Consider the following 14,263-nt stretch of genomic DNA (forward strand, 5'->3'; position numbering starts at 1 on the left):
CACCTGCCGGACGTACGGCGGTGAGCGTTCCGCGGTCAGTCGCCGACGAAGACGTACTCCGTCCGCTCGACCAGGTCCTTGGGCAGGTCGATGTGCTCGTTGCGGCTGCGGGTCTGTATCTGGTCCAGCACCGCCGGGCTGATCGAGACCTGGCTCAGGATCGTCCGGACGGCGTGCTCGATCGGCAGGAAGCGCGAGCCGAGCACGGAGAAGGTCCGGTACGCGCTGAACGGCGCGGCGTGCGGGTTGAGCTTGACCACCGCCGGCATCTCGTCCCAGTCGTCCGGCCAGTCGTCAAGCTGGTAGGGATTGGTCACGCCCTCGCCCTCGTGCCGCAGCAGGCCCAGCCGCATGAGCTGCCAGACGGCCGCCAGGAACGGGCAGGACCAGCGCCGCTGGCCGTTTTCCTCGTAGTCCCACAGCTCGACGTCCATGAAGATGGAGTGCCGGTTCGCCGCGTTCTGCACCGGCGGCTGCCAGGCCCGGCCGGCGCTCATCGCCTGACCGGGGCCGGAGACCGGCGACCGCTTGCCGTTGCAGAGCCAGCCGGTCTCCGAGGTCGGCGGGCGGTCCCCGGTGGTCTCCGGGACCGGATCGGAGACAAGCTGGGTGAGCACCAGCTCGGCGAGCGGGATGTCGTCGGCCTGGGCGCAGCCGGCCTCCCGGGCGAAGTAGTCGATCACCAGCCCGGTCTCCTGCGCGGCCTCGCGTACCTGCTCCATCACCACCCGGGGCGTACTGAACCGGGTGAAGTAGTCGTCGATCAGAAAGCAGGTGCTGATCCGGGCTCGGCCGCCCGGCATCCGGTCGGCGCAGGTCTGCCGGGCCGCCGCCGCCCAGGGCGCGACCCGGGCGAAGTGCCGGCGAAGCTGGTCGATACCGCCGGCGAACTCCTCGATGTAGAGGTGGCCCAGCTCGACGGAGAGGTGCGAGAGCGGAACGGACTCGACGCTGCGTCTGGCCGCCGTCTCCTCGAAGGTCACATCCGGTCTCATCACAGCATCTCCCAGGCCGCGTCGTCGACGATGAGCTTTGCCAGTGCCGAGAAGGCCTCCACGGTCTCCAGGTTTGCGATCTTGCGCGCGTACACGTCGTTGTCGGAGATGAGCTGCTCGCGCCATTGCAGCACCGGGTCGAGCGGCACGGAGCCGATCAGCATCGTCCGGCCCACCCGGTTGTTGCTGGCCAGCTCCAGCAGGTCCTGGTTGCACTCCCGCAGCCAGGCCACCTGCGCCGGCCGCAGCCCCTCCAGCTCGGGCGAGTCCGGGTCGACCACGGCGGTACGCACGAACCGGAGCCGGTTGATCAGGTCCTCGTAGTCGTGTCCGGCCCGGGTGCCGGCGTCCAGGATGCCCCGGGTGCCGTAGACCAGCCCCGAGGCGGCGAGGACGTGCTGCCGGGTCCAGCGGTGGAAGACCAGCCAGCGCGACCGTACCGACTTCAACTCCGGCATGGCGGTGGCGGCCAGCACCATCTGGGTGGCGTACGACCGGCCGGCGCTCAGGTCGACGAGGCTGAGGTCGAACTCCTCCTCCAGCCGCAGGAAGAGCCGGGCGCAGCGCTCGATCCGCTCCCGGGTGGCCGGGAACTCCCCGCCGCCGCTGTCGCCGGGCAGCAGCACCAGCCGGCCCGCGCCGGGCGGCCGGTTGCGCAGGCTGGGCCGGTCGGACTCGGTCCACACCTCGATCCGTTGCGGCTCGGCCAGGGCGCCGTCCAGATAGTCGTGCAGCCCGCCGCGGGTGGTGCCGTGCACGGCGGAGTCGATGTTGAAAATCGCGCCGGCGGTCGGCGACCCGAAATCGAAGTCGAGATAGCAGACGTCGCTGCCCTGCAACGCGCTCCGGTAGAGCATGTTGCTGCTGGTGACCGAGCGCCCGGTGCCGCCCTTGTCGGAGGCCGCGAAGATCAGCATTTCAGCCAGCCTCCGCGACGTCGCGCCGGGCCGCGTTCAACTCGTCCAACCGGCGCAGTACCGAGCTGGTCAGCGCCGCCGCCGTGCCGGGCCGCTCGTGCACGATCTCCCGGGCCCGCCGCAGGTTGACCCGGACCACCTGGAGGGTCTGCTGCATCTTCGGACCCGCCTCCGCCGCGCCGGCCAGCAGCTCCACGTCGTAGAGGTGCTCGGCCTCGTTGAGCAGGTCCAGCGCGTGCATGGTGAGCCGGTCGCTGCGCAGCGGCGGCCGACGCAGCACGCGTACGGTGGTGACCAGTGACTGCACCACCCGTTCGGTGTAATACCACGAGGGCTCGTCGTGGTATTCGTCGAACTGCTGGAACACCCGGGCCGGCTGGTCCCACAGGCTACGGCCGGCGCCACGTTCGAGACGGCGGAGCACCAGATGGTCCCAGACCCGGTCGGCGAGTTCCAGCATCCTGGCCCGCTGGTCGGCATCGCTGAGCAGGCCGGCGATGTACGCGGTGCGCTGCAACAGCAGCGCGGAGAACTCGGTCACCGCCCAGCGCAGCGTCGGCCCGCCGAGCTTGTCGCTGTTCTGCAGGGTCATCCGTACGCCGGGAGAGTGCAGCGTGAGCGCCGGGTCCTGGTCGAACGGCCGGCGGGTGATCCGCGCCCGGTTGGCCAACTCCTCCAGCACCGCACCGACCCGGCTGAGATCGGCGTCGGCACCGCGCTCGACCACCAGACCCTTGACCGCCAGTGAGGTCACCAGCAGGGTGTAGTAGTCGGTGGCGTCCCGGTCGGTGGTCCGCCAGGGGATGTCCTCCAGCGGCCAGCGGTGGCCGTCGCCGAAGGTGGCGACGGTGGCCCAGTAGCCCCGGGTCAGGTCCCACCGCAGTTGCAGCGCCCGGGACAGCCGCTGCTGTTCCTCGTTGAGCAGGCCGAGGATCCGGGTCCGCTCGGTGAAGAGTTCCTCGATCGCGTCGATCGCGATGACGGTGAAGTAGAGGTAGGGCTCCTCGGGCGCCACACCCGACGGCTGCTGGCCGACCGACTCGGTCGTCTCGACCTCCGGCGCCTCCCGGACGATGCCCCAGGACCAGCCGCACTCGAAGAGCCGGTTCGGACTGTCCAGGTCGGCCACCTGGCCGGAACCGATCATGACCTCGCGGAAGCTCGCGATGGTCTGCCGCAGCCGGCGGCGCAACTGCGCGACGATCTGCCGCTGCGGCAGGTTGCTCTGGTTGAGGGTACGGACCAGCGCCTGGCCCTCGTCGGAGTCGACGTCGAAGACGTTCACCGCGAAACTGCGCAGCAGACCCACCATGGCGGCGGAGAGCCGGGCGCTCGCCATGTGCTCCAGCTCGTCGATCTCCCGGAGGATCTCCTCGCGGCGTACCACGGTGCGGAAGACCCGGGCGAAACCGATGGCAGCCAGGGAGAGTGTGATCGACATGGCGAACGAGTCGACGATGTCGAGGTCGAGTTGCTGCTCGGACGGCTCGCCGCCGTCGGTCTGGAAATATGTCCGGCCGGAGAAGACCGGCGTCCCCGATTTGTCGGTGTAGCGCTGGTAATACTCGGTGAGCACCTGGATCAGTACCCGGGGAATCTGGGTGGCGGTGCCGAGCGGGCGCAGCGCCCTGATCATTTCCTCGGCGGTCTCGTCGGGACGGTCAAGTCCGAAGTCCGCCTGGGTGGCCGGCAGCAGGATGCAGAGCAACTGCTCGGCGTCACTGATCGAGTTCGGGCCGTCCCGCCCGCCCCACTGCCACTTTCCGTCCTGCCAGCTCGACCGGACGGTGGCCGCCCAGATCTCCAGTAGCTCCTGACGGGGCTGGATCCTCATCTATCGTGCACCACCATCCGCGAAAAACACCGGCTAGGTCGAGCGGCACTCATGTTGTACGTCGGGAAGACCTCGCGGCTCCCGCACGTGCCTCGATGATAGAGACGCGACCGACCGGCTGCGGTAGCCCCGGCTCCACGACCGGGCACGAATCAAAGGAAGACGCTGGTCAACGCCGCACTGGTCGGCCTCTCCACAGTGGTGCCACGTTTCACCGCGGCCACCCCCTTCGCATCTCGGGCCTATCCATCAATGATGGCGTACGCGTCAAGGCGGGCGGAACACCTCGGCGAGCCGCCCACCAGGAACGTCGTCCGGCGAACCGGGGCGCCGCGGGCCGGCTCAGCCGTGCCGGGCCGGGTCGGTGAGCTGCTGGCGTACCGCCCAGAGCGCCGCCTCGGTACGCGACGCCGAGCCGGTCTTGCGGAGCAGGTTGGAGACGTGCACGGTGACCGTCCGTACCGAGATGCCGAGCGAGCGGGCCACCTGCTTGTTGGACATGCCGGCGGCCAGACAGGACAGCACCTCGATCTCCCGGCCGGTCAGCTCGGCGGTCGGCGCCGGTGGCGGTTCGACGAGCAGCCGCAGGTTCACCGGCTCGGCGACGAGTTCCTCGGGTCGCCGCCCCCGCTCCGCGACCAGCAGTTCCACCAGCCGGTACGGGTTGCCGCCGGTACGCCGCCACAGCGCTTCGACAACGGCCGGCGGCACCGGCAGTCCGGGGTAGACCTGACCGAGCACGGCGGCCACCTCCGGCCGGCCCAGCGGGCCGAGATGCTGCCGGATCGCACCCGGCGCTCCGGAGAGCCGGGCCAGGGTGGCCGCGACCAGTCGGGGCGACACCGCCTCCTCCGGTGGCCGGCTGCCCACCAGCAGCAGGGCCGGCAGATCCGGTGCGGTGGCCAGCTCGCCGACCAGGTTGAGGCTGGCCGGGTCGAGCGCGTGCAGATCCTCCACCACCAGTACCGCCGGCCCGGCACCGACCAGGGCCCGTACGGTGCGTACCGCTAGGCGCAACAGAGCGTCCGGGGCGTACCGCTCCCGGGGCGCGTTCGGATGCTGGGCCAGCCAGGCCAGCGCGTCCGGCGGCAGCGGCAGCTCGCTGGTGTCCCGACCGCTGAGCGCGGCGGCGAGCCAGTCGTACGGGGCCGGGGTGTGCACCCGGGCGGTACCGGTGAGGATGGTCACCGGTCGGGGCGAGAGGCCGTCGAGGGCGGCGCTGATCAGCAGGCTCTTGCCCACCCCGGCGGCGCCGGTGACCACCACGCAGCCGGCCCGGGGAGAGCCACCGGCGACCGTGGCCCAGGCGGCGGCGAACTCGGCCAGTTCGCCGGCACGTCCGACCATGGAGACCGGCATCATTCGTCCAACCCTACGCAGTACTGCGTAGTGACTTTGCCGTGGATCTCGGGGCAAGCTGCACGGTATGACCTTTGTCCTGCGCAGCCTGGCCGTCAGCGACCCTGGCCTGGTCCGGCCGAACAACGAGGACGTGGCGTTCGCCGGGAACCGCCTGATCGCCGTCGCCGACGGCATGGGTGGCGCGCCGGCCGGCGAGGTGGCCAGCGAGATCGCGATCAGCAGCCTGGCCCCGGTGGAGCGGTCCACGCCCGACGCGGAACCCGTGGCGGCCCTGCTGGACGCGATCGGTGCGGCCAACGCCCAGATCCGTGCGGTGACCGTCGCCGACCAGGCCACCGAGGGGATGGGCACCACGATCACCGCGATGCTGCTCGCCGGCCGCCGGCTCGCGGTCGCGCACGTCGGCGACTCCCGGGGCTATCTGCTGCGAGCCGGCAGGCTGGCACAGCTCACCAGGGACGACACCTTCGTACAGGCGCTCGTCGACCAGGGTGGGTTGACTCCGGAGGAGGCTCGGCGGCACCCGCAGCGGTCCCTGGTCACCCGGATAGTGCAGGGCGGCCACCTCGAACCGGCCACCGTCACGCTCATCGCCCAGCCGGACGACCGGCTGCTGCTGTGCAGCGACGGCCTCTCCGACGTGGTCGACGACGACGCCATCGCCGCGACGCTGGCCGGCTTCCCCGACCGCGAGGAGTGCGCGCGACAGTTGGTCAAGCTCGCCCACCAGGCGGGTGCCCCGGACAACGTGACGCTGGTGGTGGCGGACGTGACCGCCGAGTGAGCCCTCTTCGACCTCCCCTCGCGGTCCGTCGCGGCCACGGGTGGAAGTCGGGAGTGCCCGCGCCGCACCGTTCAGGTTGAATAATTGCCCCATCACATGGCCGACCCGGCCGCGATCGGCCCGGGCGGGAGGGGGCGGCACGGTGGCCGTGATCGACCTCGGCGAGGAGCGCTACGACGCGCCGGCCGGCCCGGTTCCGCCCCGCCGGTTGCGCCGGCGGCGGCTCCGGTCGACCGCACTGGTGCTGGCCGGTGCGCTGGTGCTCGGCGCGGGCGGTGCGGCGCCACCCGTGGCGCCGCTGCTGACCGAGTTCTACCGGGCGCCGCTGGACGGCGGCGGCGACTTCACCCTGTCCGGTGACCGGCTCTTCGTCACCGAGCCGCTCGGCGGCGGCGCGCACCGGGTCAGCGCGTACGACCTGGGGCGGGGGCGGCAGCTCTGGAGCGGCACGTACCGGATCGAGCAGCAGGTGGGGCTCTATCCACACGGCGGGCTGCTGATGGTGGTGGAGGAGGGTCGGCCGCAGAACCGCCCCTTCCAGACCGTCGTCCTGGATGCCGACACCGGGCAGACGCGCCTGTCGGTGCAGTCCCACCTGACCGTGCTGCCCGAGGTGCGGGTCGCGCTGGCCGTCGAGGAGGTCTTCCCGCCGGGCTCACGGGTCGATCCCGACAACCCGCCGCCGGTGACCACCCCGATCTACCGCGGGTCCGGGGGTGGCGGCATGTACACGGCGCCGTCGCTCGGGGAGACCGGCCGGGTGATCGACCTCGACACCGGCCGGGACCTGTGGACCTCCCCGCTGGTCGCCGGCATCGCCACCGTGCCGGCCGCCGCCGGGCGGCCCACCGCCCTGCTGACCGGGCACCGGGACGGCCGGCTCGAACTGCGCGACCTCCGCACCGGAGCGGTCCTTCAGCGGCTCGACTCGGCGGCCAGCCCGCCCCGGTACGCGGAGGTGACCGGCGACTCGCTGCTGGTGCGGTTCGAGTCGCACGTCGCCGTCTATTCGGCAGATCTCCGGCAGCGTCGATGGATCCGGGCCATGCCGGCGGACCAGGGGTCCGTCAACGTGTGCGGACCGATGCTGTGCCTGGACCGCCACGACCCGATGGCCGTCGAGGGGCTCGATCCGGTCACCGGCGACACCGTGTGGCGGTTCACCGATCAGGCGTGGCTGACCCCGCACGGCGTCCACCTCGTGGAGTACGGCCTGGACGGCACCGTCCGCCGGGCGCTGGACCCGCGCACCGGGCGTACCGTGCTGGACCTGACCGGGTGGACCGAGGCCAACGGTTTCTCCCCGACCGGTCCACTGCTGCTGCTGCGCCGGACCCGCAGCGGCCTCCGCACCTGGCTGGGCCTGCTCGATCCGGAGGGTACGGCGGTCCGCCCGCTGGACCCGCTGCCCTTCGCGCTCTCCTACTGCCGGGTGGCGACCGGGGTGTTCGCCTGCCGCACCCAGTTCGGCGATGTACGGGTCTGGCGGTTCCCGCCGCAGCCGACTCGGGCCGAGTGAGCGGCAGCCACCGGAAAAGGTTCATTGGTCCCGCGCCGGCAGCCCCGCTCGGTAATCTCGACATATGGTGCAAACCAGTCCGGGTACCGACCTTCCCGAGCCGCCGCACCGGTCGCCGGTACGGCTCTCCGTCAACGGCAGACCGCACGAACTCGACCTCGACAACCGGACCACCCTGCTCGACACGCTCCGCGAACACCTGGGGCTGATCGGCGCGAAGAAGGGCTGCGACCACGGCCAGTGCGGCTCCTGCACGGTGCTGCTCGACGGCCGGCGGGTGAAGAGCTGCCTGGTCTTCGCCGTCGCCGCGGACGGCGCCGACCTGGTCAGCGTGGAGGGACTGGCCGAGGACGGGCAACTGCACCCGTTGCAGAGCTGCTTCGTCCAGCACGACGCCTTCCAGTGCGGTTACTGCACCTCCGGCCAGCTCTGCTCCGCCCTCGGCATGCTCGACGAGGTACGCCGGGGCTGGCCGAGCGAGGTCACCGCCGACCTGGCCGCCGGCCCGGACGGACTCACCGACCCGGAGATCCGGGAACGGATGAGCGGCAACATCTGCCGCTGCGCGGCGTACCCGCACATCGTCTCGGCGATCCGGGAGGCCGCGGCGGCCGAGGGCGTCCGATGAGGAGCTTCCGGTACGAGCGGAGCACCGACCCGGGCCGGGCGGTGGCGCTGGTGGCCGGCGAACCGGACGCGGCCTACCTCGGCGGGGGCACGAACCTGGTCGACCTGATGAAGCTGGGGGTGGCCCGGCCCGGGCTGCTGGTCGACGTCACCCGGCTGCCGCTGGACTCGGTCGAGTCGCTGCCGGACGGCGGGCTCCGGATCGGCGCCACGGTCCGCAACAGCGACCTGGCCGCGCACCCGACGGTCCGGCGGGACTTCCCGATGCTGGCCCGAGCGCTGCTGGCCGGGGCGAGCGGGCAGCTGCGCAACATGGCGACCGTCGGCGGCAACCTGCTGCAACGCACCCGCTGCTACTACTTCCAGGACGTCAGCCGGCCGTGCAACAAGCGCGAGCCCGGGGCCGGCTGCTCGGCGCTGGAGGGGCAGAACCGGGAACTCGCCATCCTCGGCTGGTCACCGCAGTGCGTCGCCACCCACCCCTCGGACATGGCGGTCGCGCTGGTCGCCCTCGACGCCGTGGTCGAGGTGCTGGAGCCGGGCGGCGCCCGGGACATCCCGCTGGCCGAGTTCCACCGGCTGCCCGGCGAGCGGCCGGACCTGGAGACCACCCTGGCCGCTGGCGGGCTGGTCACCGCGGTACGGATCCCGGCGCTGCCGTTCGCGCGCCGCTCGGCGTACCGGAAGGCGCGGGACCGGGCCTCGTTCGCCTTCGCCGCCGGCTCGGTCGCGGCGGCGATCGACCTGGACGGGAGGCTGGTCCGGGACGTCCGGCTGGGCTGGGGCGCGGTCGCGCACCGGCCCTGGCGGCCCCGGCTGGCCGAGGCGGCGCTGCGCGGGCAGCCGGCGACCGAGGAGACCTTCCGGCTCGCCGCCGAGGAGGAACTCGCCGCCGCCCGGCCGCTGGCGCACAACGCCTTCAAGGTCCCGCTTATCCGCAACCTGACCGTGCGGACCCTGGCGGAGCTGGTCGAGCAACCCGCGGACCCGGCGAGCGGGTCGGCCGAGGTGCACCGGTGAGCGCGCCGGCCGCCGCCGTCGGCCGGGCGCACCCCCGGCTGGAGGGCCGGGAGAAGGTCACCGGCACCGCCCGGTACGCGGTGGAGCACCCGGCGGACGGGCTGGCGTACGGCTGGGCGGTGCAGTCCAGCGTGGCAAAGGGACGGATCATCCGGATCGACACCACGGCGGCGATGCGCGAGCCAGGGGTGCTGGCGGTGCTGACCTACGAGACGGCGCCCCGGCTGAACCCGGCGCAGAGCCCGGAACTGCTGCTGCTCCAGCAGCCCCGGGTGCGCTACCGGGGCGAGATCGTGGCGGTGGTGGTGGCCGAGTCGCTGGAGGCGGCCCGGGAGGGTGCCCAACTGGTCCGGATCGACTACGACACCGAACCGCACAGCAGCGTGCTGACCGAGCGGCATCCGAGCCTCTACAAGCCGGACCACGTCAACCCGGCGTACCCCACCGACACCTGGGTGGGCGACTTCGACAGCGGCTACCAGGCGGCGGAGGTGCGGCTCGACCAGACGTACCGGACGCCGGCGTACCACAACAACCCGATGGAGCCGCACGCCGCGACGGCCTCCTGGGCGGACGGCCGGCTGCTGGTGCACGACTCCAGCCAGGGCAGCACGGACGTCCAGGCAGCCCTCGGCCGGCTCTTCGAGCTGCCCGCCGAGACGGTCCGGGTCGCCGCCGAGCACGTCGGCGGCGGCTTCGGCAGCAAGGGCTCGCCCCGGTGCACGCCGGTGCTGGCCGCGATGGCGGCCCGGCAGGTCGGCCGGCCGGTGCGACTGGCCCTGACCCGGCAGCAGATCTTCGGCCCGGTCGGCTACCGCACCCCGGTCATCCAGCGGATCCGGCTCGGCGCCGACGCCGACGGCCGGCTCGCGGCGATCTGCCACGACGCGATCAGCCAGAGCTCCACCAGCATCGAGTTCGCCGAGCAGACCGCCGTACTCACCCGGGCGCTGTACGCGGCACCGCACCGCCGGACGACGCACCGGCTGGCCCGGCTGGACGTACCGACGCCGTCCTGGATGCGCGCCCCCGGCGAGTGCCCGGGATCGTTCGCGCTGGAGTGTGCGATGGACGAGCTGGCGGTGGCCTGCGGGGTCGACCCGGTCGAGCTGCGGCTGCGCAACGACACCGAGGTCGATCCGGAGGAGGGTGTCCCGTTCAGCAGCCGCAACCTGGCGGCCTGCCTCCGGGACGGGGCCCGGCGGTTCGGCTGGGCGGACCGCGATCCCGCTGCAGGGGTACGCCGGCAGGGCCGGTGGCTGGTCGGCACCGGCATGGCCAGCGCGATCTATCCGGCCCGGACCCCGGGCGCGTCCGCCGAGGCGGCGGCCGGCCCGGACGGGACGTACCAGGTGCGGATCAACGCCACCGACATCGGTACCGGCGCCCGGACCGCGCTGTGGCAGATCGCCGTGGACGCCCTCGGGGTGCCCGGCGACCGGGTCGCGATCAGCATCGGGGACAGCGACCTTCCCCCGGCGTACGTCGCCGGCGGCTCGACCGGCACCGCCGGCTGGGGCCTGGCGGTGGACCGGGCCTGCCGGGGCCTGCGCCGACGGCTCGACGAGCGGTACGGCGGCAGCGCCCCGCCCGACGGCCTCTCGGTGCGGGTCGACACCGCCGAGGAGACCGCCGCACTCCCCCGCGCCCCCCGGTACGCCTTCGGCGCGCACTTCGTCGAGGCCCGGGTGAACGTCGACTCCGGCGAGATCCGGGTCCCCCGGATGCTCGGGGTCTTCGCCGTCGGCCGGGTGGTGAACCCGACCGCCGCCCGGTCCCAGTTGATCGGCGGGATGACCATGGGGATCTCCATGGCCCTGCACGAGGAGGGGCTGCTCGACCAGCGGTTCGGCGACTGGGTTAACCGGGACCTGGCCACGTACCACGTCACCGCCTGCGCGGACGTGGAGCGGATCGAGGCGTACTGGGTGCCGGACGAGGACCGGGGGAACCCGCTCGGCATCAAGGGGCTGGGCGAGATCGGCATCGTCGGCTCGGCGGCGGCCGTCGCCAACGCGGTGCACCACGCGACCGGGCTGCGGCTGCGTACCCTGCCGATCCAGCTCGACAAGCTGGTGGACCGGCTGCCCCTCGGCTGACGGTGCGCGCGGTGCCCGGAAGCGGCGGCGGCCGGACCCGGGCGGGCCGCTCCGGTCAGACCCGCGCGGGTGCCGGCCGGGGGCGCTCCGGCACCGGGACCCGCCCCGCCGCGAGCCGGCCGAGCAGCACCGCCATCACCAGGGCGGGCAGGATCAGGAAGATGTGGTCCACCGGAAACTCACCCCGGACCACGTAGTGGAACAGCGACGTGGTGAAGACGCCCGCCGCCCAGCCGAACGTGAAGATCATCGCTGGTACGGCCGCCCGGCGGGGCAGCAGCGACGACCCCAGCGCGAAGACCAGCACCAGCAGGTCGGGTACCAGGAACGGGTTGTCCGACCGGAGCGCGTCCGAGGTCGCGAAATACCAGACCATCACCGCCGTCAACGCGGCGGCGGCGCCCCGGGCCACCGTCACCGTGTCCAGTCTTCCGACAAGCGGACCAGCCATCGTCATCCCCTCCGGAATCCTTAACCGATGGCGACGAGTCTGCGGCCCGCGCGGCGGCCGGCGGAAGCGAGCCAGTACGCCCTGCGCACCGGGCCGGCCGTACCCGGCTGGTGCGGCTACCCGTACCTCGGCCGGGCGTGACGGCGGGGCGGACGCGCGGTCAGCCGTTGAGATAGCGCAGCACGGCGAGTACCCGGCGGTGGTCGTCGGGCGAGGCGGGCAGGGCCAGCTTGGCGAAGATGTTCGTACAGTGCTTCTCCACGGTCCGCTCGGCGATGTCGAGCCGTTCCGCGATCGCCTGGTTGGTCCGCCCCTCGGCCATCAGGGCGAGGACGCCCCGCTCCCGGTCACTCAGCCCGCGCAGCGGATCGTCGTCGCGGTCCCGCCGCCCGACGAGCTGGTCGATGACGACCGGGTCGAACGCCGTGCCGCCGGCGCCGACCCGCCGGACCGCCGCCGCGAACTCCGCAAGGTCGGAGACCCGGTCCTTGAGCAGGTAGCCGACTCCGCGCGCACCGCCGTCGAGCAGTTCCACGGTGTAGCTGACCCGGACGTACTGCGAGAGCACCAGCACCCCGGTCGCCGGATGGCGGCGCCGGATCTCCCGGGCCGCCCGCAACCCCTCGTCGGTACGCGTCGGCGGCAGCCGGATGTCGACGATGGCCACCTCCGGTCGGTGCCTCGCCACCTCGGCCAGCAGCGCGGTCGCGTCTTCGACACCGCAGACCACGGTGAAACCCGCCTCGGTGAGCAGCCGGACCAGCCCCTCCCGCAGCAGCGTGTTGTCCTCGGCCAGCGCTACCCGCACGGCAGCACCGCCCGGATCCGGGTACCGCCGCCGGCCGGGCTCGCCAGCTCGAAGGAGCCGCCGACGACGGCGACCCGGTCGGCCAGCCCGCGCAGCCCGGACCCGCTCGCCGGATCCGCGCCGCCCCGGCCGTCGTCCCCGATCTCCAGCACCAGCCGCCCGTCGCGCCGCCCGATCCGCAGCTCGGCCGTTGCCGCGGCCGCGTGCTTGGTGATGTTCGCCAGCGCCTCGGCGACCACGTAGTAGGCGGTCGTCTCCACCTCTGCCGGCAACCGGTCGGGAATGTCGTCCGGCAGCCGCAGCGGTACCGGCGAGAGTGCCGCCAGCTCGCGTACCGCACCGGCCAGGCCGCGCTCGGTCAGCAGCGGTGGATGCAGTCCCTGGGTCAGCGCCCGCAGCTCGGCCAGGATCGCCAGCGTCCCGCTGCGCGCCTCGGCGATCAGCCCGGCGGCCCGCTCCGGGTCGGTGGACAGCGCCGCCCCGGCCAGCCCCAGCGTCAGCGGGATCGCCAGCAACCGTTGCTGTACGCCGTCGTGCAGGTCCCGCTCCAGCCGGCGCCGTTCCGCCTCGCCCGCACGCAGCAGCGCCAGCCGGGAGTCGGCGAGTTGCCGGACCCGGGCCCGCAGGTCGGCGGTGAGCCGCTCGTTCTCCAGCGCCAGCCCCGCCGCCGCACAGGTGGCCTCGATCAACTCCGGCTCCTCCGTCAACGCCCGGTCGTGCACGAGTATCGCGACCGGCTCCCCGGCACGGTCGATCCGGGTGACCGCCCGGTCCGTCGCCGCCTCCGCCGGCGGCGTCACCGTACGGCCCTCGATGTCGACGTAGCGGCCGGACTCCGGTGCCCAGTAGCCGATCCGCAGGGTCGGATCGTGCAGGGCCCGGGACAGCGTCTCCGCGATGCCCCCGGTACGCGGTGCGGCGTGCAGCCGGACGACCAGGTCCGCCACCCCACCCCGGTCGACGCGACGACGCAGCAGTCCGGCCAGGTATCCCAGCGGCACCGCCAGCAACCCGAGGTGCAGCCCGACGGTGAGTACCGCGACGTCCCGGCCGGCGATCGTCGCCGGCTTCACCACCACGAACATCGCCACCGCCAGCACGGCGGTGCCGAACATCGGGTTGAGGTAGCGGCGTCGGGTGGTGCTGCTCCGGCGCCAGCGCAGGAGTTGCAGGCCGACCACGGCCGAGCCGCCCAGCAGTACCGCGACGACGGCGATCCCGCCCGCACCGCCGGCCGGCTCGGCCGTACCGGCCAACTCGGCCCCGCCGGTCGGCCCGGCCGCGCCGCTCGCGGACCCGGTTCGCAGCGCGGTCAACGTACCGACCACGGCGACGCCCAGATAGGTCAACCCCACCACCAGGCGCGGTGCCGACGTCGCCAGCCGCCCGGACGGGAAGGCCACCACCAGGTGGGCCAGCACGGCGGCCCAGAGTCCGGCGCGTACCACGGCCAGGCCGTCGGGCAGCGACAGCGGAACGGGAAGCTTGGCGAGCCACCACGCCAGGCCGACGGCGACCAGCAGCGGACCGGTCCGGTTGCCCGGACGTGCCCGCCAGCCGACCAGGCCCGCCACCACGAAGCTCAGGCCCACGCCGATCGCGACCGCCAGCAGCGCACTACCTCCGGACCCGGTGTTGCCGTACCTCGACGGTACCGGTCACCGGTCGAAGGGGCAGGTCCAGGTCGTCTGCGGTGGGCCGCCTGGGATTCGAACCCAGAACCCGCGGATTAAAAGTCCGCTGCTCTGCCGGTTGAGCTAACAGCCCGCTAGCCCGTACAGAGTACCGGACGGTGCCCGGTCTGCCCCGGGGATAACCGGCCGGCGGGCCGCCCGGCCCGGCACCGG

At 73.0% G+C, this 14,263-nt stretch carries 12 protein-coding genes and 1 tRNA gene; 5 read left to right on the forward strand and 8 right to left on the reverse strand.

Annotation, left to right across the window (positions count from 1 at the left end; translation table 11 throughout):
* Positions 1-35 precede the first annotated feature (35 nt).
* The 4 genes from AAH979_RS41505 to AAH979_RS41520 all read right to left on the reverse strand — a co-directional run bounded on the left by AAH979_RS41505 (position 36) and on the right by AAH979_RS41520 (position 5,108).
* The gene (locus tag AAH979_RS41505; protein WP_346263606.1) at positions 36-995 is read right to left on the reverse strand and encodes an SCO2522 family protein; all 960 of its coding nucleotides are present in this window, start codon (positions 993-995) and stop codon (positions 36-38) included.
* Positions 995-1,912 (reverse strand): SCO2523 family variant P-loop protein, encoded by a 918-nt coding sequence (locus AAH979_RS41510; protein ID WP_318402143.1) that lies wholly within the window; start codon positions 1,910-1,912, stop codon positions 995-997. The genes AAH979_RS41505 and AAH979_RS41510 overlap by 1 nt, the downstream gene beginning before the upstream one ends.
* Before the next feature lies 1 nt (position 1,913).
* Entirely contained in the window at positions 1,914-3,746 is a 1,833-nt protein-coding gene (locus AAH979_RS41515; protein ID WP_346263607.1) for an SCO2524 family protein, read from the reverse strand.
* Between the two features lie 342 nt (positions 3,747-4,088).
* Positions 4,089-5,108: an AAA family ATPase gene (locus tag AAH979_RS41520; protein WP_346263608.1), complete on the reverse strand. Its 1,020-nt coding sequence runs from the start codon at positions 5,106-5,108 to the stop codon at positions 4,089-4,091.
* Between the two features lie 64 nt (positions 5,109-5,172).
* Here AAH979_RS41520 and AAH979_RS41525 point away from each other — a divergent pair, with 64 nt between their 5' ends.
* The 5 genes from AAH979_RS41525 to AAH979_RS41545 all read left to right on the forward strand — a co-directional run bounded on the left by AAH979_RS41525 (position 5,173) and on the right by AAH979_RS41545 (position 11,157).
* The gene (locus AAH979_RS41525) at positions 5,173-5,892 is read left to right on the forward strand and encodes a protein phosphatase 2C domain-containing protein (RefSeq protein ID WP_346263609.1); all 720 of its coding nucleotides are present in this window, start codon (positions 5,173-5,175) and stop codon (positions 5,890-5,892) included.
* Positions 5,893-6,034: 142 nt separating this feature from the next.
* Positions 6,035-7,411, forward strand: a complete 1,377-nt coding sequence (locus AAH979_RS41530; protein WP_346263610.1) for a hypothetical protein — start codon at positions 6,035-6,037, stop codon at positions 7,409-7,411.
* A 64-nt stretch (positions 7,412-7,475) separates the two neighbouring features.
* A complete protein-coding gene (locus AAH979_RS41535) occupies positions 7,476-8,039 on the forward strand; it encodes a 2Fe-2S iron-sulfur cluster-binding protein (protein ID WP_346263611.1) in 564 nt (187 codons plus the stop codon).
* Positions 8,036-9,058, forward strand: coding sequence for a xanthine dehydrogenase family protein subunit M (locus tag AAH979_RS41540; RefSeq protein ID WP_346263612.1), 1,023 nt, complete (start codon positions 8,036-8,038; stop codon positions 9,056-9,058). Before AAH979_RS41535 ends, AAH979_RS41540 begins: the two co-directional genes overlap by 4 nt.
* Positions 9,055-11,157 carry a xanthine dehydrogenase family protein molybdopterin-binding subunit gene (locus AAH979_RS41545; protein WP_346263613.1) on the forward strand — a complete coding sequence of 701 codons (2,103 nt, stop codon included), beginning with the start codon at positions 9,055-9,057 and terminating at the stop codon, positions 11,155-11,157. The genes AAH979_RS41540 and AAH979_RS41545 overlap by 4 nt, the downstream gene beginning before the upstream one ends.
* Before the next feature lie 55 nt (positions 11,158-11,212).
* Here the strand turns inward: AAH979_RS41545 and AAH979_RS41550 are convergent, their stop codons facing one another.
* The 4 genes from AAH979_RS41550 to AAH979_RS41565 all read right to left on the reverse strand — a co-directional run bounded on the left by AAH979_RS41550 (position 11,213) and on the right by AAH979_RS41565 (position 14,183).
* Positions 11,213-11,614 (reverse strand): hypothetical protein, encoded by a 402-nt coding sequence (locus AAH979_RS41550; RefSeq protein WP_346263614.1) that lies wholly within the window; start codon positions 11,612-11,614, stop codon positions 11,213-11,215.
* A 154-nt stretch (positions 11,615-11,768) separates the two neighbouring features.
* The gene (locus AAH979_RS41555) at positions 11,769-12,416 is read right to left on the reverse strand and encodes a response regulator transcription factor (protein WP_346263615.1); all 648 of its coding nucleotides are present in this window, start codon (positions 12,414-12,416) and stop codon (positions 11,769-11,771) included.
* Complete coding sequence (locus AAH979_RS41560; protein WP_346263616.1) at positions 12,407-14,008, reverse strand: sensor histidine kinase; 1,602 nt, start codon at positions 14,006-14,008, stop codon at positions 12,407-12,409. The genes AAH979_RS41555 and AAH979_RS41560 overlap by 10 nt, the downstream gene beginning before the upstream one ends.
* 102 nt (positions 14,009-14,110) lie before the next feature.
* Positions 14,111-14,183: transfer RNA gene (locus tag AAH979_RS41565), tRNA-Lys, on the reverse strand.
* Between the last annotated feature and the right edge of the window lie 80 nt (positions 14,184-14,263).

The organism is Plantactinospora sp. ZYX-F-223, assembly GCF_039649625.1.
Taxonomy (GTDB): Bacteria; Actinomycetota; Actinomycetes; order Mycobacteriales; family Micromonosporaceae; genus Plantactinospora.

Bases quoted from the DNA above. Each gene is read 5' to 3' on its own strand.
- AAH979_RS41505 (WP_346263606.1), bottom strand. From the start codon at position 995: ATGAGACCGGATGTGACCTTCGAGGAGACGGCGGCCAGACGCAGCGTC.
- AAH979_RS41510 (WP_318402143.1), bottom strand. From the start codon at position 1,912: ATGCTGATCTTCGCGGCCTCCGACAAGGGCGGCACCGGGCGCTCGGTC.
- AAH979_RS41515 (WP_346263607.1), bottom strand. From the start codon at position 3,746: ATGAGGATCCAGCCCCGTCAGGAGCTACTGGAGATCTGGGCGGCCACC.
- AAH979_RS41520 (WP_346263608.1), bottom strand. From the start codon at position 5,108: ATGATGCCGGTCTCCATGGTCGGACGTGCCGGCGAACTGGCCGAGTTC.
- AAH979_RS41525 (WP_346263609.1), top strand. From the start codon at position 5,173: ATGACCTTTGTCCTGCGCAGCCTGGCCGTCAGCGACCCTGGCCTGGTC.
- AAH979_RS41535 (WP_346263611.1), top strand. From the start codon at position 7,476: ATGGTGCAAACCAGTCCGGGTACCGACCTTCCCGAGCCGCCGCACCGG.
- AAH979_RS41540 (WP_346263612.1), top strand. From the start codon at position 8,036: ATGAGGAGCTTCCGGTACGAGCGGAGCACCGACCCGGGCCGGGCGGTG.
- AAH979_RS41550 (WP_346263614.1), bottom strand. From the start codon at position 11,614: ATGACGATGGCTGGTCCGCTTGTCGGAAGACTGGACACGGTGACGGTG.